The 22,442-nt window shown below is 59.9% G+C and carries 23 protein-coding genes and 1 tRNA gene; 15 read left to right on the top strand and 9 right to left on the bottom strand.

Annotated elements, in window-relative coordinates:
* Window positions 1-195: 195 nt before the first annotated feature.
* The 10 genes from N4A58_RS19465 (at window position 196) to N4A58_RS20960 (ending at window position 9,403) form a co-directional block, all read left to right on the top strand.
* Complete coding sequence (locus N4A58_RS19465; RefSeq protein WP_293712855.1) at window positions 196-1,020, top strand: sugar phosphate isomerase/epimerase; 825 nt, start codon at window positions 196-198, stop codon at window positions 1,018-1,020.
* Window positions 1,021-1,077: 57 nt separating this feature from the next.
* Window positions 1,078-2,199 (top strand): substrate-binding domain-containing protein, encoded by a 1,122-nt coding sequence (locus N4A58_RS19460; protein ID WP_293712853.1) that lies wholly within the window; start codon window positions 1,078-1,080, stop codon window positions 2,197-2,199.
* 118 nt (window positions 2,200-2,317) lie between these two features.
* Window positions 2,318-3,523 carry a Gfo/Idh/MocA family oxidoreductase gene (locus N4A58_RS19455; RefSeq protein ID WP_293712851.1) on the top strand — a complete coding sequence of 402 codons (1,206 nt, stop codon included), beginning with the start codon at window positions 2,318-2,320 and terminating at the stop codon, window positions 3,521-3,523.
* Window positions 3,520-5,100: a sugar ABC transporter ATP-binding protein gene (locus N4A58_RS19450; RefSeq protein ID WP_293712849.1), complete on the top strand. Its 1,581-nt coding sequence runs from the start codon at window positions 3,520-3,522 to the stop codon at window positions 5,098-5,100. Before N4A58_RS19455 ends, N4A58_RS19450 begins: the two co-directional genes overlap by 4 nt.
* Window positions 5,087-6,061 carry an ABC transporter permease gene (locus tag N4A58_RS19445; RefSeq protein WP_293712847.1) on the top strand — a complete coding sequence of 325 codons (975 nt, stop codon included), beginning with the start codon at window positions 5,087-5,089 and terminating at the stop codon, window positions 6,059-6,061. The genes N4A58_RS19450 and N4A58_RS19445 overlap by 14 nt, the downstream gene beginning before the upstream one ends.
* 3 nt (window positions 6,062-6,064) lie before the next feature.
* Window positions 6,065-6,373, top strand: a complete 309-nt coding sequence (locus tag N4A58_RS19440) for a putative quinol monooxygenase (RefSeq protein WP_293712845.1) — start codon at window positions 6,065-6,067, stop codon at window positions 6,371-6,373.
* A gap of 26 nt (window positions 6,374-6,399) precedes the next feature.
* The gene (locus tag N4A58_RS19435; RefSeq protein WP_293712843.1) at window positions 6,400-7,461 is read left to right on the top strand and encodes a sugar phosphate isomerase/epimerase; all 1,062 of its coding nucleotides are present in this window, start codon (window positions 6,400-6,402) and stop codon (window positions 7,459-7,461) included.
* Window positions 7,458-8,576 (top strand): Gfo/Idh/MocA family oxidoreductase, encoded by a 1,119-nt coding sequence (locus N4A58_RS19430; protein WP_293712841.1) that lies wholly within the window; start codon window positions 7,458-7,460, stop codon window positions 8,574-8,576. The genes N4A58_RS19435 and N4A58_RS19430 overlap by 4 nt, the downstream gene beginning before the upstream one ends.
* Window positions 8,577-8,850: 274 nt before the next feature.
* Window positions 8,851-9,228: a hypothetical protein gene (locus tag N4A58_RS19425; protein ID WP_293712839.1), complete on the top strand. Its 378-nt coding sequence runs from the start codon at window positions 8,851-8,853 to the stop codon at window positions 9,226-9,228.
* Window positions 9,128-9,403, top strand: a complete 276-nt coding sequence (locus N4A58_RS20960) for a GFA family protein (protein ID WP_228028583.1) — start codon at window positions 9,128-9,130, stop codon at window positions 9,401-9,403. Before N4A58_RS19425 ends, N4A58_RS20960 begins: the two co-directional genes overlap by 101 nt.
* A 198-nt stretch (window positions 9,404-9,601) precedes the next feature.
* Here N4A58_RS20960 and N4A58_RS19420 read toward each other — a convergent pair whose 3' ends face one another.
* The 3 genes from N4A58_RS19420 to N4A58_RS19410 form a co-directional block, all read right to left on the bottom strand.
* Window positions 9,602-10,234, bottom strand: coding sequence for a tyrosine-type recombinase/integrase (locus N4A58_RS19420; RefSeq protein ID WP_293712837.1), 633 nt, complete (start codon window positions 10,232-10,234; stop codon window positions 9,602-9,604).
* A 160-nt stretch (window positions 10,235-10,394) separates the two neighbouring features.
* Window positions 10,395-10,943, bottom strand: coding sequence for an isoprenylcysteine carboxylmethyltransferase family protein (locus N4A58_RS19415; protein ID WP_293712835.1), 549 nt, complete (start codon window positions 10,941-10,943; stop codon window positions 10,395-10,397).
* Entirely contained in the window at window positions 10,943-11,578 is a 636-nt protein-coding gene (locus N4A58_RS19410; RefSeq protein ID WP_293712833.1) for a cation transporter, read from the bottom strand. Before N4A58_RS19410 ends, N4A58_RS19415 begins: the two co-directional genes overlap by 1 nt.
* A 72-nt stretch (window positions 11,579-11,650) precedes the next feature.
* Between N4A58_RS19410 and N4A58_RS19405 the strand changes: the two genes are divergently transcribed.
* Both N4A58_RS19405 and N4A58_RS19400 read left to right on the top strand, forming a co-directional pair.
* Window positions 11,651-12,067 carry a helix-turn-helix domain-containing protein gene (locus N4A58_RS19405; protein WP_293712831.1) on the top strand — a complete coding sequence of 139 codons (417 nt, stop codon included), beginning with the start codon at window positions 11,651-11,653 and terminating at the stop codon, window positions 12,065-12,067.
* Window positions 12,068-12,334: 267 nt separating this feature from the next.
* Entirely contained in the window at window positions 12,335-12,790 is a 456-nt protein-coding gene (locus N4A58_RS19400; RefSeq protein WP_293712829.1) for an NUDIX domain-containing protein, read from the top strand.
* 330 nt (window positions 12,791-13,120) lie between these two features.
* Here the strand turns inward: N4A58_RS19400 and N4A58_RS19395 are convergent.
* Window positions 13,121-13,197: transfer RNA gene (locus tag N4A58_RS19395), tRNA-Arg, on the bottom strand.
* 207 nt (window positions 13,198-13,404) lie between these two features.
* On the opposite strand from N4A58_RS19395, the gene N4A58_RS19390 reads away from it, so the two are divergent.
* From N4A58_RS19390 to N4A58_RS19380, 3 genes are read left to right on the top strand one after another with little or no spacing between them, the layout of a single operon-like run.
* Complete coding sequence (locus N4A58_RS19390) at window positions 13,405-14,502, top strand: sugar transferase (protein ID WP_293712827.1); 1,098 nt, start codon at window positions 13,405-13,407, stop codon at window positions 14,500-14,502.
* Between the two features lie 13 nt (window positions 14,503-14,515).
* Window positions 14,516-15,604, top strand: a complete 1,089-nt coding sequence (locus tag N4A58_RS19385) for a glycosyltransferase (RefSeq protein WP_293712825.1) — start codon at window positions 14,516-14,518, stop codon at window positions 15,602-15,604.
* A gap of 17 nt (window positions 15,605-15,621) precedes the next feature.
* A complete protein-coding gene (locus N4A58_RS19380; RefSeq protein ID WP_293712823.1) occupies window positions 15,622-16,680 on the top strand; it encodes a hypothetical protein in 1,059 nt (352 codons plus the stop codon).
* On the opposite strand, the gene N4A58_RS19375 is transcribed toward N4A58_RS19380, so the two are convergent.
* The 5 genes from N4A58_RS19375 to N4A58_RS19355 are packed head-to-tail and all read right to left on the bottom strand — an operon-like array spanning window position 16,674 to window position 22,249.
* The gene (locus N4A58_RS19375; protein WP_293712821.1) at window positions 16,674-17,582 is read right to left on the bottom strand and encodes a sulfotransferase; all 909 of its coding nucleotides are present in this window, start codon (window positions 17,580-17,582) and stop codon (window positions 16,674-16,676) included. The genes N4A58_RS19380 and N4A58_RS19375 overlap by 7 nt on opposite strands.
* A gap of 4 nt (window positions 17,583-17,586) precedes the next feature.
* Window positions 17,587-18,732 (bottom strand): glycosyltransferase family 2 protein, encoded by a 1,146-nt coding sequence (locus tag N4A58_RS19370; RefSeq protein ID WP_293712819.1) that lies wholly within the window; start codon window positions 18,730-18,732, stop codon window positions 17,587-17,589.
* 6 nt (window positions 18,733-18,738) lie between these two features.
* Window positions 18,739-19,947: a glycosyltransferase family 4 protein gene (locus N4A58_RS19365; RefSeq protein ID WP_293712817.1), complete on the bottom strand. Its 1,209-nt coding sequence runs from the start codon at window positions 19,945-19,947 to the stop codon at window positions 18,739-18,741.
* On the bottom strand, window positions 19,944-21,332 hold the full coding sequence (locus N4A58_RS19360) for an O-antigen ligase (protein ID WP_293712815.1): 1,389 nt from the start codon (window positions 21,330-21,332) through the stop codon (window positions 19,944-19,946). The genes N4A58_RS19365 and N4A58_RS19360 overlap by 4 nt, the downstream gene beginning before the upstream one ends.
* Window positions 21,329-22,249: a polysaccharide deacetylase family protein gene (locus N4A58_RS19355; protein ID WP_293712813.1), complete on the bottom strand. Its 921-nt coding sequence runs from the start codon at window positions 22,247-22,249 to the stop codon at window positions 21,329-21,331. The genes N4A58_RS19360 and N4A58_RS19355 overlap by 4 nt, the downstream gene beginning before the upstream one ends.
* Window positions 22,250-22,442 lie beyond the last annotated feature (193 nt).

Genomic DNA, 22,442 nt, shown 5'->3' with positions numbered 1-22,442 from the left:
CGTACACTACAAATAACAGCCGATCTTTCGTGGGGCAACTCATTACTTTTGCAGAAAATCAGCAAAAGATAACGATCATATGGTTATTAAATATTGACCAATGTGTGATTTTCAGATTAAACCCTTGCCCCAGCAGACCGGAGAGGCCGGTCGCACACGCAAGTCAGCCCCGACGGGGCGAGGGAGGAGGACCCCATGAAAGGGTGGAAACTGGCCTATCAGGCGAACTGCTGGGGGCCGCTGGGCGGCAATGCGGTCGGCGTCACGTCGATCAGCGAACTGACCTACCGGACCTTCGCGGACATGGCCGTGGCATTTCGCGACATCGCCGCCGCCGGATATCGGGGGGTCGAAGTGTTCGACGGTAATCTGCTGGATTATTCCGCCAGGGATTTCCGCACACTTCTGGACGACACTGGGCTGAGCCTTGTCGCGGCCTATTCCGGCGGCAACTTCATCTACGACGAAATCCTGCCGGAAGAGATGGACCGCATCCGCCGCGCCGCCGACCGCACCGCCGAGCTTGGTGCGCCGCATCTTGTTGTCGGCGGCGGGGCAAAGCGCTTCGACGGCATCCGCGAGGGCGATTACGGACGGCTTTCCGCCGCGCTTGAGCAAGTGGCGGGCATCGCCGCCGAACGCGGCCTGAAGGGCCACTACCACCCGCATCTGACGACCATCGGCGAAAGCCCGGAACAGGTGCGTAAGATCTTTTCGGAAACCTCGATCCACTTTTGCCCCGATACTGCGCATCTGGCGGCAGGCGGCGGTGATCCGGCGGCGATGATCCGCGAACACCGCGACCGGATTTCCTATGTCCACCTTAAAGGCTGGCAGAAAGAGCCATTCGCCTTCACGCCTCTGGACCAGGGCGATCTGGACAGCGCGCCGATCATCGCGGCACTGCGTGACACCAAATTCGACGGCTGGGTGGCCGTAGAGCTTGATGCCTGGGACGACCCGCGCGCCGGAGCTGAGCTGAGCATGGCCTATCTCGAGAAAAGCTTCGAACCGGCCTGACCCGACAAATCTAAGCAAACAAACGACGCAATAAGATCATCCTGGAGGAGAAACCCGATGAAACTGATGACAACCCTGAAAGGCACGGCCCTTGCGGCGCTCCTGGCGACCGCCACGCTGACAACTCCGGCCTTTGCCGATCCCGACGCAGCCCTTGCCGCGCTGCAAACCACAGTCCTGTCGAAAGGCCCCAATGGCGAAGACCCCAGCCCGGCTGCGGACCTCGTGCTTTCGGCCGCCGAGCTCGACCAGATCAAGGCGATGAACGCCACGGCCGCCATCATCATGCATTACGGCGGAAATGACTGGAGCCGGGCGCAAGTCGATGGCCTTCAGAACCGCTTTGCCGAACTGGGCATCGAGGTGATCGCTGTCACTGACGCAGGCTTCAAGCCCGAAAAGCAGGTGGCCGACATCGAAACCGTGATGGCGCAACGGCCCGACATCATCGTGTCCGTGCCGACGGACCCGGCAGCAACGGCCGCCGCTTACAAGGCAGCCGCAGAAGCGGGTGTTAAGATCGTGTTCATGGAAAATACCCCGCCGGGCATGACAGCCGGCGAGGACTACGTATCGGTCGTGTCTGCCGACAATTACGGCAATGGCGTGGCCGCCGCACATCTGATGGCCAAGGCCCTGGACGAGGAAGGCAAGATCGGCCTCGTCTACCATGCGGCGGATTTCTTCGTCACCCGGCAGCGATATGACGCCTTCAGGGCGACCATCGCCTCGGACTATCCGGATATCGAGATTGTCGCCGAACAGGGCATCGGCGGCCCGGATTTCACCGGCGATGCCGAGAAGGTCGCCAGCGCCATGCTGACCTCGTACCGCGATCTCGACGGGATCTGGGCGGTCTGGGATGTGCCCGCCGAGGGCGTGATCTCCGCCGCAAGGGTCGCGGGACGCGATGACCTGATCATCACCACGATCGACCTCGGGGAAAATGTTGCGATCAACATGGCGCAGGGCGGTTTCGTCAAAGGTCTGGGCGCGCAGCGCCCCTTCGATCAAGGCGTCGCCGAGGCAACGCTGGCCGGCTATGCCCTGCTGGACAAGGAGGCGCCTGCCTTTGTCGCCTTGCCGGCACTGCCGGTCGAAAAGGGCAACCTGCTGGAGGCCTGGCAGACCGTGTATCGCGCGGATGCCACCCGCAACATCCAGAAGAGCATGAACTGACACCTGCCGGGCCTGTGACCCGTGGTTGCCGGCCCGCACCATCCGACCCTTCGAAACCCGCGGCTTGGCGGCGCCTCTCGCGCGACCGCCCCGGAGTCCCGCATTCTGGAGAAATCCGATGACCAAGACACTCAACATTGCCATGATCGGCGGCGGTTTTATGGGCAAGGCCCACGCCATGGCCTATGCCTCGATGCCGATGTTCTTCTGGCCTGCACCCGCCATTCCGCACCGCAAGGTCGTGGTGGACGTGACCGACGATCAGGCGGAAGCCGCCCGCCAGCGCTTTGGCTTCGACGAGGCCTCGTCGGACTGGCGCGCAGTAATCGCACGGGACGATATCGACGTGATCGACATCTGCACTCCTAACAACGTCCATGCCGAGATCGCCATCGCTGCGGCCAAGGCCGGAAAACACATCATCTGCGAAAAGCCGCTGGCCCGCGGCGGAGAAGAGGCCAAAGCTATGCTGGACGCGGTCGAGGCGGCCGGCGTGATCCACATGGTTGCCTTCAACTACCGCCGCACGCCTGCCGTGGCGCTGGCCAAGAAATACATCGACGAGGGCCGGATCGGTGAGATCCTGAACTTCCGCGGCACATATCTCCAGGACTGGTCCGCCGATCCCGATGGGCCGTTGTCCTGGCGGTTTCAGAAGAAAATCGCCGGGTCGGGCGCGATTGGCGATATCGGCACCCATGTTGTCGATCTAGCGCATTATTTGGTCGGCCCGATCGCGGCGGTCAGCGCGCTGACGCCGACCTATGTCAAGACCCGGCCCCTGCAGGCAGGCGGCGTCGACAAGCTGGGCGCCAGCGAAAAGAACGCGGATGCCCCGCGCGGCGAGGTCGACGTGGACGACGAGGTCGTCTCGATGCTGAAGTTCGAAAACGGCGCCATCGGCTCGCTTGAGGCCACACGGAACGGCCACGGCCGCAACAACTTCATCACTCTGGAAATCCACGGCACCAAGGGCTCTATCCTGTTCAACTATGAACGCCGCGATGAGTTGCAGGTGATGTTTGCCGACGATCCGGCCGACGCGCGCGGCTTCCGTACCGTCTATACCGGTCCGGCGCATCCCTATGGCGAAGGTCTCTGGCCGATCCCGGCGCTCGGCATCGGGTATTCGGAAACCAAGATCATCGAGTGCTACGATTTCTTCAAGGCCATCGCAAGCGGCGAACAGCCGTCGCCGAATTTTGCCGACGGATACCTGACCGAATTGGTGGCCGATGCATTGATCACATCGGGGGAGACAGAGCAATGGGTCAAGGTGCAATCCCAGACGAAAGCGGACAAAGGGACCGCGGTGCCGGCATGACCGGCACCCGCCATGCCGTCGACATGCGGGGCATCGTCAAGCATTTTGGTGGCGTGAAGGCCCTGCAAGGCGTGGATTTCCAGGTTGAAGCGGGCGAGATCCACGCGCTTCTGGGCGGCAACGGTGCCGGCAAGTCGACGATCCTGAAGGTGCTGAACGGCGTGCATGTCCCCGACGGCGGCACCATCGAGATCTGCGGCACGAAGATCACCGCGATGTCGCCCGAGGCGTCGCGCAATGCCGGGGTCGCGATGATCTTTCAGGAGATGAGCCTGATCCCGACGCTGAGTGTGGCGCAGAACGTCTATCTGACCCGCGAGGCGAAAACCGAGAGCGGGCTGATCGACGACCGCGTGGCGGAACGCAAGGCCAAGGAGCTGTTCGACATGCTCGAGGTCGACGTCAATCCGAGGGCGCTGGTCGGCGATCTGGGCGCGGGACAGAAGCAGCTGACCGAGATCGTCAAGGCCATCAGCCAGGACGCCCGCGTTCTGGTGCTGGACGAGCCGTCGACCGCGCTGTCGGTTTCGGACGTCGAGCGACTCTTTACCTTTTTGCGCAAGCTGAAGGCCAAGGGCGTGGCGATCATCTATGTCAGCCACCGCATGGACGAGATCGCTCGCATTGCCGACCGCGCCACCATCCTGCGTGACGGTCGTCACGTGATCACTGCGCCGCTCGAGTCATTGCCGATCGACACCATGATCGAACATATCGTGGGCAAGCGGTCCAAGGGGCTGAGCGATGTCGCGCGTGAGTACGCACAGATCGGCGAGCCGTTGCTCGAACTCGTCGGTGTGTCGGGGGTGCACAAACCTCAAGACATAAGTCTCACGGTACATCGTGGCGAGGTGGTGGGGCTGGCCGGGCTGCTCGGCTCCGGCCGATCATCGCTGGCGCGGGTGATTGCCGGGATCGATCCGGTCGCTTCGGGAGAGATCCGCGTGGCGGGCACTCCGGTCCAGATTGACAAACCGAAAGATGCCATCGACGCGCGCATCGCGCTGGTCCCCGAAGCCCGCGCGACGCAAGGCATTATTGGCGCGCATTCGGTGGCGATGAATATCTCGATGGCCGTGTTGGATCATCTGTCAAACCGCTCGGTCATGAACGCCAAGGCGGTGCGCGAAACGGCGGATCACCAGATCAAGCATCTCAGCATAAAGACGGCCTCGCGCGATCACGCGGTCTCGACCCTGTCGGGCGGCAACCAGCAGAAGGTGGTGATCGGCAAGTGGCTGGCGGCGGATCCGGATATACTGATACTGGACGAGCCGACGGCGGGCATCGACATCGGGTCCAAGTCGGAAATCATCCAGCTGGTTCGCGCCCTTGCGAAATCGGGCAAGGCGGTGCTGATGATCTCGTCAGAGCTGAGCGAGCTGCTCACGGCCTGCGACAGCATCGTGGTGATGAGCGAAGGACGTGTCGCCAGCACCTATTCCCGCCACGACCTCGACGATCCCGATCTGCCCGCGGATGATACCATGCACCAGTTGCAGGCTGCGGAGCAAAAACTTCAATTCCATATCCAGGAGGCCCTGAAGCATCAGGGAAACGTCCATGTCCACCAGTGAAAACCTGAGCTCCGGGCCGACCATTGCGGCCCGCATTGGTCTGGCCAATTGGCGCCAGAACATCATCTATATCGGCTTCGCCGTGATCTTCGTGATCTTTGCGGTGACGTTGAAAGACAAGGGATTCCTGGACCCCAACAACCTGCTCAATATCGTGCGCCAGACAGCAATGATCGCCGTGATGGCCATTGCCATGACCTTCGTGCTCAGCGCCGGCGAGATCGATCTCTCGGTCGGCGCCGTCGCCGGGCTTGCCTCGGTCACTACGGCGATGGCCATCGATGTGGGCGGCATATTCTTCGGCATTGCGGCAGGCCTTGCCACCGGCATTGCTGTGGGTGTGTTCAACGGGATGCTGACCACCCGGATCGGCATACCGTCTTTCCTGACGACGCTGGCCATGATGGGCATCGCCAAAGGCGTCGCAATGTGGATCAGCGACACCTCGGCTGTGCCGATCATTGAACCGGTCTATTCCTGGCTCTTCGGTGGCGGCTCGATCGGCCTCATTCCGGTTCTCCTCATCTGGATGGTCGTCCTCGGCGTGATCGGCCATTTCGTCCTGAAGCGCACAAGCTTCGGGCGCCGCGTGCTGGCGACCGGCGGCGGTGAGACGGCGGCACGCTATTCCGGTATCGATACAAGCTCGGTCAAGTTCCGGGTACTGATCATGTCGTCGATGGCGGCGGCGCTGGCTGGGATGCTCTATGCCGGACGGCTGCAGTCGGGGCGGTTTCAGTTGGGCGAAGGCGACGAGTTGAGTGTCATCGCCGCAGCGGTTCTGGGTGGCACGAGCCTGTTCGGCGGCTATGGCACGGTGATCGGCACCATCGTCGGCGCGCTGATGATCGGGTTGATCAACAACGGGTTGATCCTGATGGGGCTCGAATTCAGCCAGCAGCTTATCGCCCGTGGCGGGATCATCATCCTCGCCGTCGCCCTCAGCCAAAAAAGGAGCTAAGCCATGACCCCCGGATGCACGATCATAGGCACTGTCGTCGCCAAACCCGAGACCCGCGCGGAGCTCCAGGCCATTCTGGCCGCGCAGGTCGCCCCGACCCGGGCCGAGGCAGGATGTCTGAACTACGACTTCCACGTCGATGCCAGCGATCCCTGCGTGTTCGTATTCTATGAGAACTGGCGTACGCGACAGGATCTCGGCGAGCACCTGACCAAGCCGCATCTGAAGCCGCTCTTTGACCGGCAGGGCGAGTTGCTCGCCCGTCCGGTTGAGATCCGGTACCTGACGATGCTCAGCGAATTTGCGTTCTGAGCGGCGCAGACGAAGGAGAAGAGAGGATGACCAACACCATGAAGGGGGCAGGAATTTTCCTGGCCCAGTTTTCAGGCGACACGGCACCGTTCGACACGCTGGAGGGCATCACCGCCTGGGCGGCGGGCCTGGGCTACGACGCGGTCCAGATACCGACATTCGACACCCGGCTCTTCGATCTGGATCTGGCCGCGACCAGCAAAGCCTATTGCGACGAGGTGAAAGGCGTCTGTGCCGATGCGGGTGTAGCGATCAGCGAATTGTCGACCCACCTGCAAGGCCAGCTTATTGCCGTGCACCCGGCCTATGATCTGGCCTTCGATGCTTTCGCGCCGACAGCGTTGCACGGCAACCCCGCCGCGCGGCAGGAATGGGCAGTGGACCAGATGCTGAAGGCCGCCAAAGCCGCCCGCAACCTTGGCCTCGAAACCACTGTCAGCTTTTCCGGCTCGCTGGCCTTTCCCTACCTCTACCCCTGGCCCCAGCGACCGCCCGGGCTGATCGACGAGGCCTTTACTGAACTTGCCCGTCGCTGGCTCCCGATCCTCGACGTCTACGAGGAACAGGGAGTTGATATCGGGTTTGAGATTCATCCCGGCGAGGATCTGTTCGACGGCGCGACCTATGAACGTTTCGTCGCCGCCACGGGCAACCACGACCGCGCGCTGATCAACTACGATCCTTCGCACTTCTTGCTGCAACAGCTCGATTACCTGGGTTTCATCGACCTCTACCACGACCGAATCTGTGCCTTTCACGTCAAGGACGCCGAGTTCAATCCGACCGCCCGGCAAGGCGTCTATTCCGGCTATGCCGACTGGACAGATCGCGCTGCGCGGTTCCGCTCCTTGGGGGATGGGCAGGTAGATTTTCCCGGCGTCTTCTCGCGTTTGTGCCAATACGGCTATGACAGTTACGGGGTGCTGGAATGGGAATGCTGTCTGAAATCTCCCGAACAGGGTGCGGCCGAGGGCGCGCCCTTCATACGCCGCCACATCATCCAATCTACGGGCAAGGCCTTTGACGATTTCGCGGGCGGCGAAACCGATCCCGCGAAGATTCGCAAAATGCTGGGGGTGTCGGCATGAAACGGCTTCGTCTGGGTATGGTGGGCGGCGGCCAGGGCGCGTTTATTGGCGGTGTACACCGTTTTGCCGCGCGCCTTGATGGCCGATGGGACCTGGTGGCCGGTGCTCTCAGTTCCGATCCTGAACGGGCGGCAGCCTCGGCGGCCGAACTCGGCCTTGACCCGACCCGCAGCTATTCCGATTTCGCGGAAATGGCCAAGGCTGAAGCGGCTCGTGCCGATGGCATCGACGCGGTTGCCATCGTTACGCCAAACCACATGCACGCCGCGCCTGCGATTGCATTTCTCGACGCTGGGATCCACGTGATCTGCGATAAGCCACTGGCCGGTACGGAAGAGGACGCCCAGGCGATGGCCGCAGCGGTGCTTCGCTCGGGCAAGCATTTCATCCTGACCCACAATTACACCGGCTATCCGCTGATCCGGCAGGCGCGCGAGATGGTGGCGCACGGGGATCTGGGGGCATTACGCGTCGTACAAGTGGAATATGCGCAGGACTGGCTGACAGAGCCCTCCGACGGCAAGCAGGCCGCCTGGCGCGCCGATCCGCAAAGGTCCGGCAGGGGCGGGGCGATCGGCGATATTGGCACCCATGCCTTCAACCTCGCGAATTTCGTGACTGGTCTGACGCCCTGCCAACTTGCCGCGGACCTCTCTACCTTTGTGTCGGGCAGACCGGTCGATGACAACGCCCATATCCTGCTGCGATATGGCGACGGTATCCGCGGCACGCTCTGGGCCAGTCAGGTGGCAGTAGGCAATGAGAACGGTTTACGCCTCAGGATCTACGGCGACAAGGCCGGGCTCGAATGGACCCAAGAAGATCCCAACCGGATGACTTTCACCCGCTTCGGTCAGCCAAGCCAGACCCTCACCCGGGGGGGCGCCGGAGCAACAGAGGCCGCAATGGCGGTTACCAGAATTCCGGCGGGTCATCCCGAAGGTTATCTCGAAGGCTTCGCAACGCTCTATAGCGAGGCTGCCGATCTGATTGCTGCAGAGCATGGAAGGGTTCCAGAACTCCTGCCCGGAATTGCCGAGGGCCTTGATGGCGTCCGGTTCGTCTCGGCCTGCATCGCGTCTGCGGAGGCCGGCACCGCTTGGGTCGAGTTCTAGCGCGTGGTATTCATCCAGAAATGTCATTGCACAAATACGAACCGAAAAAAGAAACGGTGGAACATCGGTGCCGTGATCGGAGACGCCGGGCTTGTCGCCGCTTCGCACGGCCCGGAGGCTGGGCGGTATTGCGGTCGGTTGTGGGCTCGCCGTTACTATTCGCGATCTTCAGCAGCGAATTCGCGCTGCAGCGAAAACCCGGTTTGAAGGGCTGCACTTTGGCGTCATAGTGGCTCTATGAATGTCGGCTCAGGGCCGGTGAACGACGAAAGGCATGATTTTCGATCCGCTGATGCTCTGCGACGCCGAGGCTGTCTTTCTTTTAGCCCCTTTTGACCCGGATCCAACATGCGAATACAAGGGAACAATGGATGCGTTCGACTGGAGGCAGGGCTTGCCGGTCGCGAGGAGTGTGAATGGACAGCAATCCGACCACGGGACAATGCCTTTGTGGCGTCGTTCAATTCCGCATATCAGGAGAGTTCGAGAGCTTTTTCCTGTGCCACTGTTCCCGCTGCCGCAAGGACAGCGGCTCGGCCCATTCGGCAAACTTGTTTTCGTCCACTGCCAAAATCACTTGGGTCTCAGGCGAAGCAAACATCAAGACGTTTCATCTCCCTGGTACACGCCACATGAAGAGCTTTTGCTCTGACTGCGGGTCCGCACTGCCTATTTCCCAGCCAGAGGTCGGTTTACTTGCGGTACCCGCGGGCTCGCTTGACACCCCAATCGACATTCTACCCAACGCGCATATCTGTTGTTCCAGTCGCGCGAACTGGGACGAAGGACTGGCCTCCATCGAAAGGATCGACGGTCTTCCCGGCTGAACGGTCGCGCCGATGATGCATCTCAGACAACAGTCAGACGATTAGGACGCGACCATCGGCGTCGTCTGGCTCTGCTGTGATTCGAGGGACAGCGACGCTGCGTTACGCACGAATGGCCGCAATGGCGGACCACATTGCATCGTTTGGAAGTGGTAGCCGAGGGCAGCTACGGGCCGTCAGTCACGACGGCCCAACTGGTCAGATTTCTATAGCCTCGGCGAGTGTCAACGCATCTTCGAGCTCGACTCCAAGATACCTCACGGTGCTATCCATCTTGGTATGGCCGAGCAGGAGTTGGACGGCGCGCAGGTTTCCGGTCTTCTTGTAGATCTGCGTCACTTTGGTGCGTCGCATCGAGTGGGTGCCATAAGCGCTGGCCTCCAGTCCGATCGACGTCACCCAGTTGCGGACGATCCTCGCGTATTGGCGGGTCGAGATATGCAGCCGTTCGTGAAAGCGGCCAGGCCACAAGTACTCAGAGCCAATCATCAAAGGCTCTCGCATCCATCGTTCGAGAGAGCTGCGGGTGCCTTCCGATATCTCGAACCGCACCGGCTTCTTCGTCTTGCTTTGCAGCACCGAAGCCCGTTCCTTGATCTGGCCCGCTGTCATGATGTCGACGACCTTCATCTTGACCAGGTCGCAGCCGCGCAACTTGCTATCTATCGCTAGATTGAACAGCGCCAGATCCCGATGGTTTTCCGCAAGCTCAAGCCTGACCCTGATCGCCCAAACGTGTTTGGGCTTGAGCGGTCTCTTCTGGCCGACGATGCGGCCCTTGTTCCACGCAGGGCGACGTGCGCGAATGGCGGGTAAGTTTGGTATGTCCATGACGGATCCTCCGATCCGCCACGCCCTCCCCATCGACAACACGATGCTGACGGCGAATTATACCATAAAATTCCGCGCGGCGGCTGATGGCGGGTTTGAATCCAGACCTACCAAGATGCCGCACCATGGCGAAGGTCTGCTTTATTGATTGGTCATTTGTCTACAAGAACCGCCTGACCGTTGCCCTGTAGTCCTCAAACGCGGACCCATATTGCGCTTGGAGCCATGGTTCTTCCGCGAACGGCGCAGCGATTAGAACGGCTATTCCGGCAAAACCAATAAGCGCTGCTCCAGTCGACGCACAAAGCACGATCCAGCCGACAATCATTGCAATATCGGCGACATATTGTGGATTGCGGGAAAAGCGATACATGCCGCCCGTTCGAAGCGACCCTTTCGCGCCGCCTGTCTGGGCTATCCCGAACTGCGCAACCTCTGACCACACGATGACGTTGCCAACCAGAATCAGAGGAATGCCAGCACCGAACCGTAACCAAGTCGGGATTGGCAGGCTCCCCCAATTCATGATCCCAAGGACGAACAGAATACCGAACAGCGTGAACGTCGGCATCCAGACCAGAACGGGGGTCGCCTTGGTGTAGCGCTGCGGCGGCCAAAGACGACGCTCAGGGTATGCAATGGACCAAAGTATCGCGGCTAGGGTTCCTGCCGCCATCACGAGGCCGACGACGATCAAGACTGCCAGCATCAAACTTCCACATGCTCATGGTAGGTGATGCCCCGTCGCTCTTCCAAAGCTTGGCGCACAATTTGAAAGGCCGATGACAGAAACAATACAGCCATGATGGTTGCCACGATCAGGTCAGGCCAACCGGTTGACGTGCCCCACACACCAAGGGCTGCAAACATCACGGCCACGTTCCCAATCGCGTCATTGCGCGAACACAACCAGACCGATCGGACATTGGCATCACCGTCCTTGTAACGGACCAGCAGCAATACGCTTGCCAGATTGGTGAGCAGTGCAAGAAAACCGACGATACCCATGATCTCTGCGGTTGGGACGCCAACATAGAAGACCCGATAGACCGTTGATCCGAACACCCAAAGACCCATCATGAGAAGGCTGACGCCTTTGAACAATGCCGCATTCGTCCGTGCGCGAAGCGAGGCCCCGATGACCGCAAGCGAAATTCCATAGGTCAGCGCATCGCCTGCAAAGTCGAGAGCGTCAGCTTGTAGCGCTTGAGACTTGGCAAGATGACCTGCTGTCATCTCGACAAAAAACATCGTCGCGTTGAGCGCTATAACGATCCAAAGCCGTCTTTTATAATCGTCTGAAACGCCGTCAAACTTGGCGTCATGTCCGCAGCAACCAGCCATGGGAATCCTCTTTCATCTTTGGTTGCTCATACTGTAATGTCTCTAGTGACTAGAGGTTCAAGGGGTTTCTTCATGTATTCTATCGGCGAGCTTTCAAAGCGCACAAAGGTCAAGGTTCCGACTATCCGGTATTACGAGGAAATGGGGTTATTGCCCGAAGCAGAGCGCACGTCTGGCAATCAAAGGCGATACGACAAGGCCGGGTTAGAGCGACTTAGCTTTATTCGCCATGCGCGTGATCTTGGGTTTTCCATTGAAGCCATTTCTTCGCTCATCGACTTGCAGGATCATCCAGACCGGTCGTGCGAGGCTGCGACGGACATCGCAACCTCTCAACTTGAAGAGGTTCGCGCGAAGATCAAACGCCTCCGAACGCTTGAAAAAGAACTCAGCCGGATATCGAAGGGCTGCAACGGTGAGGGCGTTTCCGGGGACTGCTACGTGTTAGCGTCGCTAGCTGACCACAATTTGTGCGACCGCGAACATTAGCAACCGTGAATGCGGACATTGGACTGTCGAGAACGAACGGCAGGAAAGTCCCGCACTGCCGACCTTGGCGTGTCAGACCTTTCTGCACGATGCCACGGATGGCCGGTTTGGGGAAGCTGCGATGCAGCCGAGCCAGCCTAGTGAATGACCGTTTAGGGCCGTCCACGCCACGCGGACCCGGCTCACCTGGGCGAGGAGCCTGCCGCGCTGCCGCATGGTCGCTCAGAGCCTTTTGCGGTTGCTCGCGCTTTGCTGTAAGCATTCTGCATGAGCTCATGGCGTCCTGCATCCAGAATACGACTCAAGGCGTTAGGCCTGCACTGGCGCGATGGTCGGCTTCTCGCGGCTGAAGTTCTTGATGACGCCGGGCGTGTGAAGGGCGTGCGACCTCTCGGTGGAACAGTCGAGTTTGGCGAAACGGTAGAGACTGCGGTCGTTCGAGAGTTTCAAGAGGAACTAGGAATCACGGTGAAAGTTGCTTCACCTCCTACGTTCATGGAGAACATTTTCGTTCATGAAGGCAGTCTCGGGCATGAGATTGTTGCGATCTTCGACGTGTCTTTTCCGCCCAACACGTTTGTCGCGGAAGAGCGCATCCAATTCACTGAAGACAGTGGGACCACCTGCTTTGCGGAATGGTTCTCTCTGGATAGCTTAGATCTTTCAAACGGCCCGGAGCTTTATCCTTCGGGACTGAAAGAGCACCTTCTCGGGAAAGGTTGAACGGCAGCTCCGTCCGCACTGCCGACCTCGGAACGTTGGAAATGCTGCGGCGGGAATGAGTGGCCGCTTAGATGACGCCGCTGTGCCGCGCATACAGTGGCCTCAAACGGCACGAATGGGCTGGAAGTAACGATGCCGCAATCAGCGGGGTTCATCGTCAGATATCTGGCTCACGCTCAAGCTTGATTGTTTCGAAGCACCAACCGCCCTTGCCGCCCGCTAACAACCACAAAACACGCGTATATTTCTCTTGACAGGCCTTGCGCACGCTTTTGGTTTCGTTTGCGCATTCATCTGGTTTTTCTGGCTCTTTCTCATGAGAATCGGATATGGCGACCCCAGAAGGACTCGAACCCTCAACCTGCCGATTAGAAGTCGGCTGCTCTATCCAGTTGAGCTATGGGGCCACACCGCTGACCTATTCCGGCCACAATCGTTACGATCTGCGCGCCGTGTTATGGCCAAACCCCCAGCATTTCAAGCTTTCTTCTACGTACGACGCGCATTCCCTGAAATTCCCTTTTCCGGCCCAAATCGTCCCCACGAAAGCCATATTCGTTAACCATAGTTACAAAAAAGCGGCGAAGACCGCGTGTTAGTTTTGGAGAGCGATAATGAGTTTCCTTGCCCACGGGCGCACCTTTGGTGCTGCGTCCGGGCCGGTAAAGGCCGTACGAGTCCCCGAGTCCCCACGTCTGCGTCGCGGCATTTCCACTGGTTTTGCCCCCCGCCACCCGCGAATTCACCGTATTTATAACGCGTCTGTTGTCTCGGTTGTCATTCTGGCCCTCATGCCAATGATGGCCTTGATTGCTGTTGCGCTGCTTCTGACGCAGGGCCCGCGGATCATCTATTCGGGCCCACGGATCGGTAAGGATCAGGTCTCTTTCAACATCCTCAAGTTCCGCACGCTGGACGACAAGAAAGCAGCCGCGCTCACCGCCACTAAAGTTCTGCCTGCTGACAGCAATATCGAAACACCACTGGGGCGCTTTTTGCGCGCCTCGCGTTTGGACGAGCTTCCGCAGCTCTTTAACGTGCTGCGTGGGGATATGAACCTTGTCGGTCCGCGCCCCGTTCGCGAAGCGATCGCCGAAATCGAGCGCCAGCGCGTGCCGAACTACGACCATAAGTTCGCGGTAAAGCCAGGCCTTGTGGGACATTCGCAAGCGTACATGACTCATGGCACAACCAAGCGAATCCGCGCCCGTTACAACAACATGCTGATCGACGCCCCCGTGAATTACGGTGCCGAGATCGGGTTGTTCGGCAAAGTCGGCTTCAACGTCCTGCGTCGCGCTATTCAAGAGGGTCTGAAGCGTCTGCGCGGCCAGCAAGCGGACCAGCTTGCCGTTTTGCGTGCCAAGCAGATGGGCTTGCGCCTTCACGATCGGCGCACTGGAATCTCGCAGATGGTGGCAGCCCTCGATGCAGAGACAATCGTGTTGGAACGCCCTATCGCGCTGCCCTTCACTCACGATCTTCAAGTCCGTATCCAACTTGGTCAAGGTCGCAGCCGCATGGCGCGCGTTTCTCTGATCCCGCTGGACGAGATCGGCGCGCGCTTTGCCTATGAGTGCAAGACTGATGCGGGCCGCTATACCATCGAACGCTACGTACTCGACCTTGCCGTTGTGGGCCCTGCCCGCCCCACCAAGCGTCCCGCCAGCGCCCCTGCCGATGTGGCTGCGCCAATCCACGCGATCGCTTGACTGAGGTGTCGGTATGGTACAGCGCATCGCATTCATTCTGCCCCACTTCCGCATGGGCGGCGCCGAACAGGTCGTCCTTCGTCTTCTCACCTCTTTGGACCGCACCCGGTTTCAGCTCATTCTGATCCTCCAGTCGAGCCAAGGCGCGCTTCTGGACCAAATCCCAGCTGACGTCGAATGCCGCGACCTTGGGAATGCCCGTGCCAGCCGTGCCGTTCTGCGGCTTGCCAAGATCCTGCGCAAAGAGCGGTTTGACCTGACCTACACCGCAACCAACGCAGGAAACTTGATGGTTCTGGCCGCGCTGCGTCTGTCCGGAGCGTCCACTCGGGCGATCATTTCAGAGCACACACCACTGAGCGGATTTCTGGGACAAGCCAAAGCCCGCCAGATCCGGATCGGCCTTATGCGTGCCCTGTATCCGACCGCATCGGCGCTGGTGGCCCCCCTACCCCAGATCGGCGAAGAACATCTTTCGATTTTGGGCAAGCGCGTGCCTCAGTTTACGTGCCTACCCAATCCTGTGGTGGATCGCATTGCCGATCTGCCCACCAAGCAACGCCGCCTAACCCGTTTGGTGAGTGTTGGTCGTCTGGCCGAGGAAAAGCGCTTTGATCTGATGATTGATGCCTTTGCCCACGCCTACGCCCATAACGCGGATCTGCGCCTGACCATCCACGGCGAAGGCCCCTGCCGCATGCAACTCGAGACACAGATCAAGGTGTATGGCCTAGAGCACGCGATCAAACTGCCCGGCCTGAATCGCGACATCCCGCAGGCCTTGGCCGATGCAGACATGTTCCTGTGTACTTCGCGAGTCGAAGGGCTTGGCAATGCGATTATCGAAGCGATGGCCGCTGGACTTCCCGTCCTGAGCGTGGACTGCCCCTTTGGCCCCCCGCATTTGCTGGAGAATGGCGAAAGCGGCGCCCTCGTTCGATCCGACCGTCCCGAAGACATCGCGAGCGAAATTCTTGCGATGACCACCGACACAGCACGCAGCCAGACCTATCGCACACGCGGGCAGGCCATGGCCCAACGCTACCACTCGGGCGCATCCATTCGCGCGCACGAAACCCTGTTCACCTTAGCTTGCCAGTAACCGAAGGAGCCGCCCGTATGTCCCGCCCTGCAATGTTCGAGTTTGACAACACCCGCCGCGACGACTTCGTGACCCTGATGCGCAATGTCTTTTGCGCCGAAAGCGCCGCCCGCAAAGCAGTCGCTTGGGACTGGCTATTCAAGAAGCCAGACCCGACCGGTGCCCGTACCTTTGGCCGCGGCACACAGAAAGATGGCTCAATGGTCGGGGCCTGCCTGATCCTGCCCCACACTCTGTGGATCGAAGGCAAAGAGTCCCAATCGTGGTGGCCCGTGGCTGTTGGTGTGGACCCCCGCCATCGCGGCGCTGGCCTGCCAATCGTTCGTAGCTTCTTTAACCAAGGTCCCTACTACGGCGGCATGCCCGCAAACGACGAGATCGCTAATCTTTATCGCAAGCTCGGTATGACCGGCGAAGTGATGCTGCGGAACTACTTTGCCCCTCTCCGACCGGGCAAAATGCTATCCCGCCGCAAGGGCCTGCCTTCGCCCGTCGCAGGGGCCGTCGATGCGGGCTACCGGATGGCCAGTGCCATGGCCTTCCGCAACACGCCTTCCCTACGCGAAGATGAGCGGATCACGAACGTGCTCCACTTTGGCACGGCGTTTAACGATCTGTGGAACCGTGCACGGTATGGCTATCGCATGACGCTGGCCCGCGATTCCGACTACCTGAATTGGCGTTTCCACGAGTTTCCGCTGCACAGCTATGACACGCTGGCCCTGTGGCAAGGCGAAACCCTGCGCGGCTACGTAGTCACCCGACTGGAAGAAAAAGACGACCGCACCAACGGTCTGATCGTCGACATCTTTACCGAAAGCGGGGACGAGCGGTCCTTTGCCCTGCTGGTGCGCGCAGCCAAAGGAATGCTGGAACGCCAAGGCGCAGAACAAGCGATCTTGCAGCTCCCTGAATGTGCGTGGCCGGTGCAAGGGCTGAAATCGCTTGGCTTCGTGCATAATAAGCCGATGACCTTGCTACAGCTTCATGCTGCGGACAATCAGATGAATGCGAAAATGCCGTGCTTGCACAAGCACTGGTACTTCACCCGCGCAGACAGCGATCAGGACTACTGATCGCCTGACGCCCTGACTTGATACAGGTCGGGGTGATATCCCGTGCGTTTCCAGCACCAATCGGGCCAATCGATCCCCCGCATTGCACCGCGCACGCGGTGCGCCAAAACGAGCAACGACAACGGCACGGCATGGGCCAGTATTTCTGCCGTGACCATGACCGTCAGATCCATCCGGCTCAGGGGCCGGCGCGGCGCACGGTCAAAACTGGTGTTGGCCTGATACTGGCTTTCCATATCCTCGGCCTGTCCTTTGACCCCAAGAAAACCCAAGAGCGCCGTTCGCAGTGCCCCGTCGTCGGTATGCAACTCCTCATACCGCAGGAAAAAGCAGTTTTTCTTGCGCGACAGCCGCTTCAGGTATCGGCCGTAGAGTGTATTCACGACTGCAGCTCGCGCTATATCAGCGGCCCGCTTTAAGCCAGTAGATGGCGTACGCCCAAACCCTGACAAGCGCGATAGGATCATGCCCTCGGTCCGCCGATGCACCAACACGAACTTTGCATCCGGAAAATTCCGCGCCAAACGGCCATACATCAGCGTGTGATGGGGTGATTTCTCGACCCAAGCCGTTGCACCTTGTGCCCGTGCATGCCGGTCCATGACGATCCGGAACAGATCGGCGTACCCCTTGGCATTATGGATATCGACTGCCAACAATTCTGGCGTCAGCCCCAGCAGCTGTCCATAATCCGACAGCACGAAGGCCTGCGCGAATTTCACACGGCTTTCCAGCCGCGACCACGGCCCGAACGCCCGCGCGAAATGAGAGAAGTAGATGCTTTCGTGGACACCGCGATGATCCGACGCTTCGACTGCCGCGACGGACGGCAGCGCAGACAGCTGGTTCGCCATCCACGTTGTGCCAGATCGTTGCAAGCCCAGAACAAAGATCGGTGTCACCCCGTTATCCCTCTCTTACTGGTGTCCAAAGCGAGCTTTCTCGCCCCTGCCAATACTGCAGCAGCCCCAAGAGCATCGCCAGATTGCCCATCACAAAGAACATCGCCGTGCCGACCAAAGGCAGTTTGCGCACCGTGGGCACTGCCCATGCCAATGCAACCAGCGCATAACCGGCGATCTGCAACAGACCACTCAGAGCATAGAACCATCCCTCGGGGATCAAGAAAAGGTTCGAGATGAAGATCACGATCAAAGCAAAGGGCGCCATGCGTCGCAGCCCCTTGTGCGAGAGCAATTGCCAGCCGTACCAACCAGTCCGAAACGGGTTCATCAGGGCACGATACCGCATCAGCGCCCTCCAACCCATTTCGGTCGAGCGCACGCGGCGGCCCATCTCTTGGCCCGCCCTCTCGGTGACAACTTCTTGGGTCAGCGCCTCTGGCGCGAATTCCAGCCGGAAACCCGCCTCAACTGCGGCGACCGAGATGTAGAAATCATCCGCCGCGCCGGGGGGGACGTCAGGCACCAACGCCCGCCGCATGGCATAGATCGATCCTTGGGCAGAGCACACGCCGCCCAAGCGCGCCTCGGCGGCTTTCATGGCTTGGTCATAGCGCCAGAATAGTGCTTCGGCCTTTCCGATCTGACCGGCTTTCTTCGCGTCCACGCTGATCTGGCCACACACACCGCCCACCTCGGGATCGGCAAACGGCCGGACCAGCGCCATCAAACTGTTGGGCGCCAGCATCGCATTCGCATCAGTAAAGACGACGATCTCTCCGGTCAGCTGCGGCACCACGAGGTTCATCGCAGCCAATTTGCCCAACCGCCCCGGCGTCTCGATCAAACGCACCTCGGGCAGACCCAATGCCCGCACAATATCAGCCGTGCCGTCAGTCGAGCCGTCATCCACAACGGTGATCTGAACCGCGTGACCATCCGGATTGCGCAGGGCCAGCGTATTGCGGATCTTGTCCGTGATACAGGCGGATTCGTTATAGGCAGGGATCAAGATATCCACGCGCTGCGCCTCGCACATCGCAGGCAAAGGGCGCGCAGGCACCAGTTTCGCAAGTACCTGCAAAACCAGTCCATAGCCGAAAATGACATAGGCCAGAAACACAACAGCGGCCCAAAACACAAATTCCATACGCGGTCAGGCTCCTTTGATCAGCGCCAGCAACTCGGCAGCGTTTTGGTCGATATTGTAGTGGCTGCGCACACGCGCCTGACCTGCGGCGGCCATCCGCAACGTGGCCTCGTAATTGGACAGCACATGTTCGATCCGCGTGGCCAAGGCCTGCACGTCCCCAGGCGGGACCAAGCGCCCCGTATGCCCATCCTCGACCAACTCGGGAATGCCCGACAGGCGCGAGGCGATCACGGGGCGGCCCTGCGCCATTGCCTCCATCAGAACTACGGGGATGCCTTCGGACCGCCCCGCAGCACCCTCGACCGACGGGACGACCACCAGATGGGCACCAGACATCGCTTGCCGGACCTTGTCCGACGGCTGTGGCCCATCAAAGGTCACGCGTCCCTCGGGCAAACTTAGCGCCAGCTGTCGCAATGCTGCGTCCTGCGAACCGCCACCAATGATCTGGAGCGTCCAAGTCAGGGATTTCGGCAAATGAGCAAGCGCGCGCAGCAACACATCCACACCCTTGCGCGGCAAGAGCGCGCCAACGAACAGGATGTGAAAGGGCTCCGCCCCGCTCGGCGGCCTTGGCAAGTCACAGTCTGCGCGGTCTGGCGACACCCCGCAGCGGATCACATGCACCTTGTCTTGGGGCACGCCCGCCTTCTGAACCAGAAACCGGCGATTGAACTCCGAAATTGTCCGAACATAGGTCGCCCTTCGCGCTTTCACGTCCAGCAGCCCTTGGGTGATGAAGATGTCGTGAGCATGGGCGGAAAAGCCAAAAGGAATCCCGCTGGTCCGCGACGCAATCCACGCCACGGTCGCAGGGTACCCCGCGAACTCTGCATATAGCCGATCTACGCCCGCGCGCCGTGCCATCTGCCCCATCGCCAGCGCCTGCGGCACCAGCATCAAGGAGATCCCCAAATGCTTTGGCTGCGTGCGAAACGCCCCAAAAATCCGCCGGATCACGCGCATCGTCTGCACGGGGCTCCGCAGACACCCCAGCATCGCCAAGGCCAAAGTCCGAGGTGTCACGTAGCCCAGATGTTTGGCTGCATCGACGATGTCTTGGGCCTCTGGGTGGACAATCTCGCCGCTGCGAAAGGGTTTGATATGAAACACGTCGGCTTGATGCCCCGCCCGTCGGAACGCTTGCACATTGGCGAGAGCAAAGGTCTCGGTCACCTTGGGGAAATCACTGACGATGGCCCAGATCTTCATAGGACCTCCTTGCGGTTCACGCGGGGCAAGGCCGCGCCAAGCCCCAGCATGATCCACGTGTATTTGTTGTACTCATTCGGGACAAACACGCTGACCAGCATATAGGCCAAAAGCCCATAGAAATACGCGGTCGCAAGAAATCCGATGTTGCTGTCGGCCGGGCTGCGCATCACTTGGCGTGCGCCGCGAAACGCCGAGATCATCATCCCGTAAAAGAACGTCGCCCCCACCAAACCGTATTCAACCATGATTGACAGATGCATGTTGTGCAGCTGCCGCCCATACATCGTCCGGCCGGGCAAGTAGCGATAGGCGGAATCTACGAAGTGTTTTTTGAAGTTACCGGGCCCGACGCCAAACAGGGGATTTTCGGTCAACAGGTTTAGTCCGATCACGTTGTAGGTCATCCGCCGCCCGAGCGTCCAATCCCCGCCCCCGCCAAAGATCGAAGCGATCCGCTCGAAATAGCTGGCGGGCAAGAAGGGCATCATGATCAGCAAAACCATGCCGCCGATCACCATCGCGGGCACAATCAAATGGTGCTGCCGATAGCGATAGGCCAGCGCCAATCCAGTGATGGTGTAAACAATGAAAGAGGATCGCGCGAAACTGAAAATCAGCGCCAAGGTCCCGATGCCCGCCGCTGCCAGATAGAAGCGTTTGTACTTGTCCTGCTCAATATACATGACCAGCGCGATAATCACACCCGTCAGCATCATCGTCGCCGCTGTGGTTGGATTGTACTGGGATGCGCCAGAGGACCGCTCGACCCCTTCGGAAGTTCTGGCTGTGGTCGCTGCGTCAGAAGTCGAAATCAGCGTCATCCCCAACTTCACATCAAGGATCAGGATCACACCCGAGATCAAGGATGTCAGCGCAAGGATCATCAGCGCCTTCTCAAAGCGCGCACGTGTGTTCACCAGAATGATGATCAGGTACATAAAGATGATCATCGCCAACAAGCGCCGTAGACTGTTCGCGGCCATAGCCTTGGATTCCGCCCCAAAGGCACTGACGATCATCGCCAACCCCAGTAGCATGCCCATGATTGCGATGGGCTGCATCAGGGCATCTTTGACCATGCCGCGATGGCGAAACGCCGTGACGATCACGCCGATGATTGTTCCCAGAGTCATCAGCTTGAACCCGTCACCGGGGAAAATCTTGTCCTGAATACCGTCGAGTTGCGCAAAAAAGAGCAAAGCGCAAACTCCCACAAAGGGGTTTGACGCAAAGCCAAGGCCAATCACAGCGGCCACTGGCAAAATCAAAGCCAGTTCGGGATGCTCTAGGATCGCAAAGGCCAGAGCAATCAGCGCAGCAAAACATCCGGCAAGCGCCCCGATCCCCAGATCGCTCCAGAGCGATTTTGTCCGGCTATTCATGCGCCTGGCCCCTGCGGCGCGGGCACATGTTTGGCCCTGCGGCGGCGCGCCCATGCTGTCACAGGCATCCACCAATAGTGGCCCGCAGCGACGCCCAATTTGGCTCGAAACACCAAATCTTCGACCCAGTCAGAGGCAGACCCTGCCGCAAAGTCATTGATGTGAGTGCGGGACAAAAGCCATGGGTCCTCGCCCTCGCGGTTTTCGGCGCGCCCTCCGGTCAGGGTCTGGAAGCCGACTTCACGGGCGATCGACGCGGCCTTGTTCGTAACGCGATCATAAGGCCAGCAGAGAAAATCGATCTCTCGTCCCAGCAGATCGCGCAGCGCATGGCGCGCGCGGATCAGGTTCGCGCGAACGCGGGCGTCGCAGTCCGTTTGGCTCTCGGTGCCTTCAGCGCCCCACATCGTCGAAGTCAGCGCAGAGTCGCTCTGGTAAATGCTCGTTCCGAGCTCTGCCGGCGGTTGCTTCGCTGCGAACCAGCGCGATTTATTTTCAGCGTCGCGCCAAAAAAGCGGGGCGTGATACCGCCAGTTCTCTGCCGTCAGCCGGTCCACTTCATGGTCAGTGACGGGCACCCGAGCGTGATCCGCCCCGTGGCATGCAAGCTCGATCAACGGATCAGCCTCGAGCGCACGCAATTCTGCCGCGTTCATATAGCCGCGCCATTCGGTTGCCCCGTCCTCTACCGTCGGCCTCGGCGCCTGTGAGGGGTCTATGAAATCAGTAGAGACAAAGATCGTCGCAGGCACGCCATACCGGCGCAGAATTGGAACCGCCGCGACCCAGTTGTCCAGATAGCCATCGTCGAAATGAACCATGACACTCTTGTCTGGCAACGTCAGACCGCGGGCCCGTGCCGATTGAAAGGCCTCGGTCGAATAGACGGTCCAACCCCGACGCACTAGAATCTTCATGTGCCGCTCAAACACGTCAGGCCGTACAGAGGTATTCTTGCCCCAAGGCAGCCAGTCCGGTTGCTCTGAGATACTATGGTATACGATCACCGGCACGGCCCCGCGCTGGTGAAGGCGACTACCGGCAAACAAAACAGCGGCCGCGATTGGTAAAGCCGCGAACCACCCGCCCCCAAACACTGCCAAACCCAGA

Source organism: Donghicola sp., from assembly GCF_025210255.1.
Classification (GTDB): domain Bacteria; phylum Pseudomonadota; class Alphaproteobacteria; order Rhodobacterales; family Rhodobacteraceae; genus Donghicola; species Donghicola eburneus.
This window is presented reverse-complemented; position numbering and strand designations above follow the sequence as displayed.

Coding starts and splice junctions, on each gene's coding strand:
- N4A58_RS19445 (WP_293712847.1), top strand. CDS start 5,087: ATGTCCACCAGTGAAAACCTGAGCTCCGGGCCGACCATTGCGGCCCGC.
- N4A58_RS19365 (WP_293712817.1), bottom strand. CDS start 19,947: ATGAAGATCTGGGCCATCGTCAGTGATTTCCCCAAGGTGACCGAGACC.
- N4A58_RS19425 (WP_293712839.1), top strand. CDS start 8,851: ATGATTTTCGATCCGCTGATGCTCTGCGACGCCGAGGCTGTCTTTCTT.
- N4A58_RS19385 (WP_293712825.1), top strand. CDS start 14,516: ATGGTACAGCGCATCGCATTCATTCTGCCCCACTTCCGCATGGGCGGC.
- N4A58_RS19400 (WP_293712829.1), top strand. CDS start 12,335: ATGAGCTCATGGCGTCCTGCATCCAGAATACGACTCAAGGCGTTAGGC.
- N4A58_RS19360 (WP_293712815.1), bottom strand. CDS start 21,332: ATGAATAGCCGGACAAAATCGCTCTGGAGCGATCTGGGGATCGGGGCG.
- N4A58_RS19440 (WP_293712845.1), top strand. CDS start 6,065: ATGACCCCCGGATGCACGATCATAGGCACTGTCGTCGCCAAACCCGAG.
- N4A58_RS19380 (WP_293712823.1), top strand. CDS start 15,622: ATGTCCCGCCCTGCAATGTTCGAGTTTGACAACACCCGCCGCGACGAC.
- N4A58_RS19390 (WP_293712827.1), top strand. CDS start 13,405: ATGAGTTTCCTTGCCCACGGGCGCACCTTTGGTGCTGCGTCCGGGCCG.
- N4A58_RS19405 (WP_293712831.1), top strand. CDS start 11,651: ATGTATTCTATCGGCGAGCTTTCAAAGCGCACAAAGGTCAAGGTTCCG.
- N4A58_RS19355 (WP_293712813.1), bottom strand. CDS start 22,249: ATGAAGATTCTAGTGCGTCGGGGTTGGACCGTCTATTCGACCGAGGCC.
- N4A58_RS19370 (WP_293712819.1), bottom strand. CDS start 18,732: ATGGAATTTGTGTTTTGGGCCGCTGTTGTGTTTCTGGCCTATGTCATT.
- N4A58_RS19415 (WP_293712835.1), bottom strand. CDS start 10,943: ATGCTGGCAGTCTTGATCGTCGTCGGCCTCGTGATGGCGGCAGGAACC.
- N4A58_RS19435 (WP_293712843.1), top strand. CDS start 6,400: ATGACCAACACCATGAAGGGGGCAGGAATTTTCCTGGCCCAGTTTTCA.
- N4A58_RS19410 (WP_293712833.1), bottom strand. CDS start 11,578: ATGGCTGGTTGCTGCGGACATGACGCCAAGTTTGACGGCGTTTCAGAC.
- N4A58_RS19450 (WP_293712849.1), top strand. CDS start 3,520: ATGACCGGCACCCGCCATGCCGTCGACATGCGGGGCATCGTCAAGCAT.
- N4A58_RS19460 (WP_293712853.1), top strand. CDS start 1,078: ATGAAACTGATGACAACCCTGAAAGGCACGGCCCTTGCGGCGCTCCTG.
- N4A58_RS19465 (WP_293712855.1), top strand. CDS start 196: ATGAAAGGGTGGAAACTGGCCTATCAGGCGAACTGCTGGGGGCCGCTG.
- N4A58_RS19455 (WP_293712851.1), top strand. CDS start 2,318: ATGACCAAGACACTCAACATTGCCATGATCGGCGGCGGTTTTATGGGC.
- N4A58_RS19420 (WP_293712837.1), bottom strand. CDS start 10,234: ATGGACATACCAAACTTACCCGCCATTCGCGCACGTCGCCCTGCGTGG.
- N4A58_RS19430 (WP_293712841.1), top strand. CDS start 7,458: ATGAAACGGCTTCGTCTGGGTATGGTGGGCGGCGGCCAGGGCGCGTTT.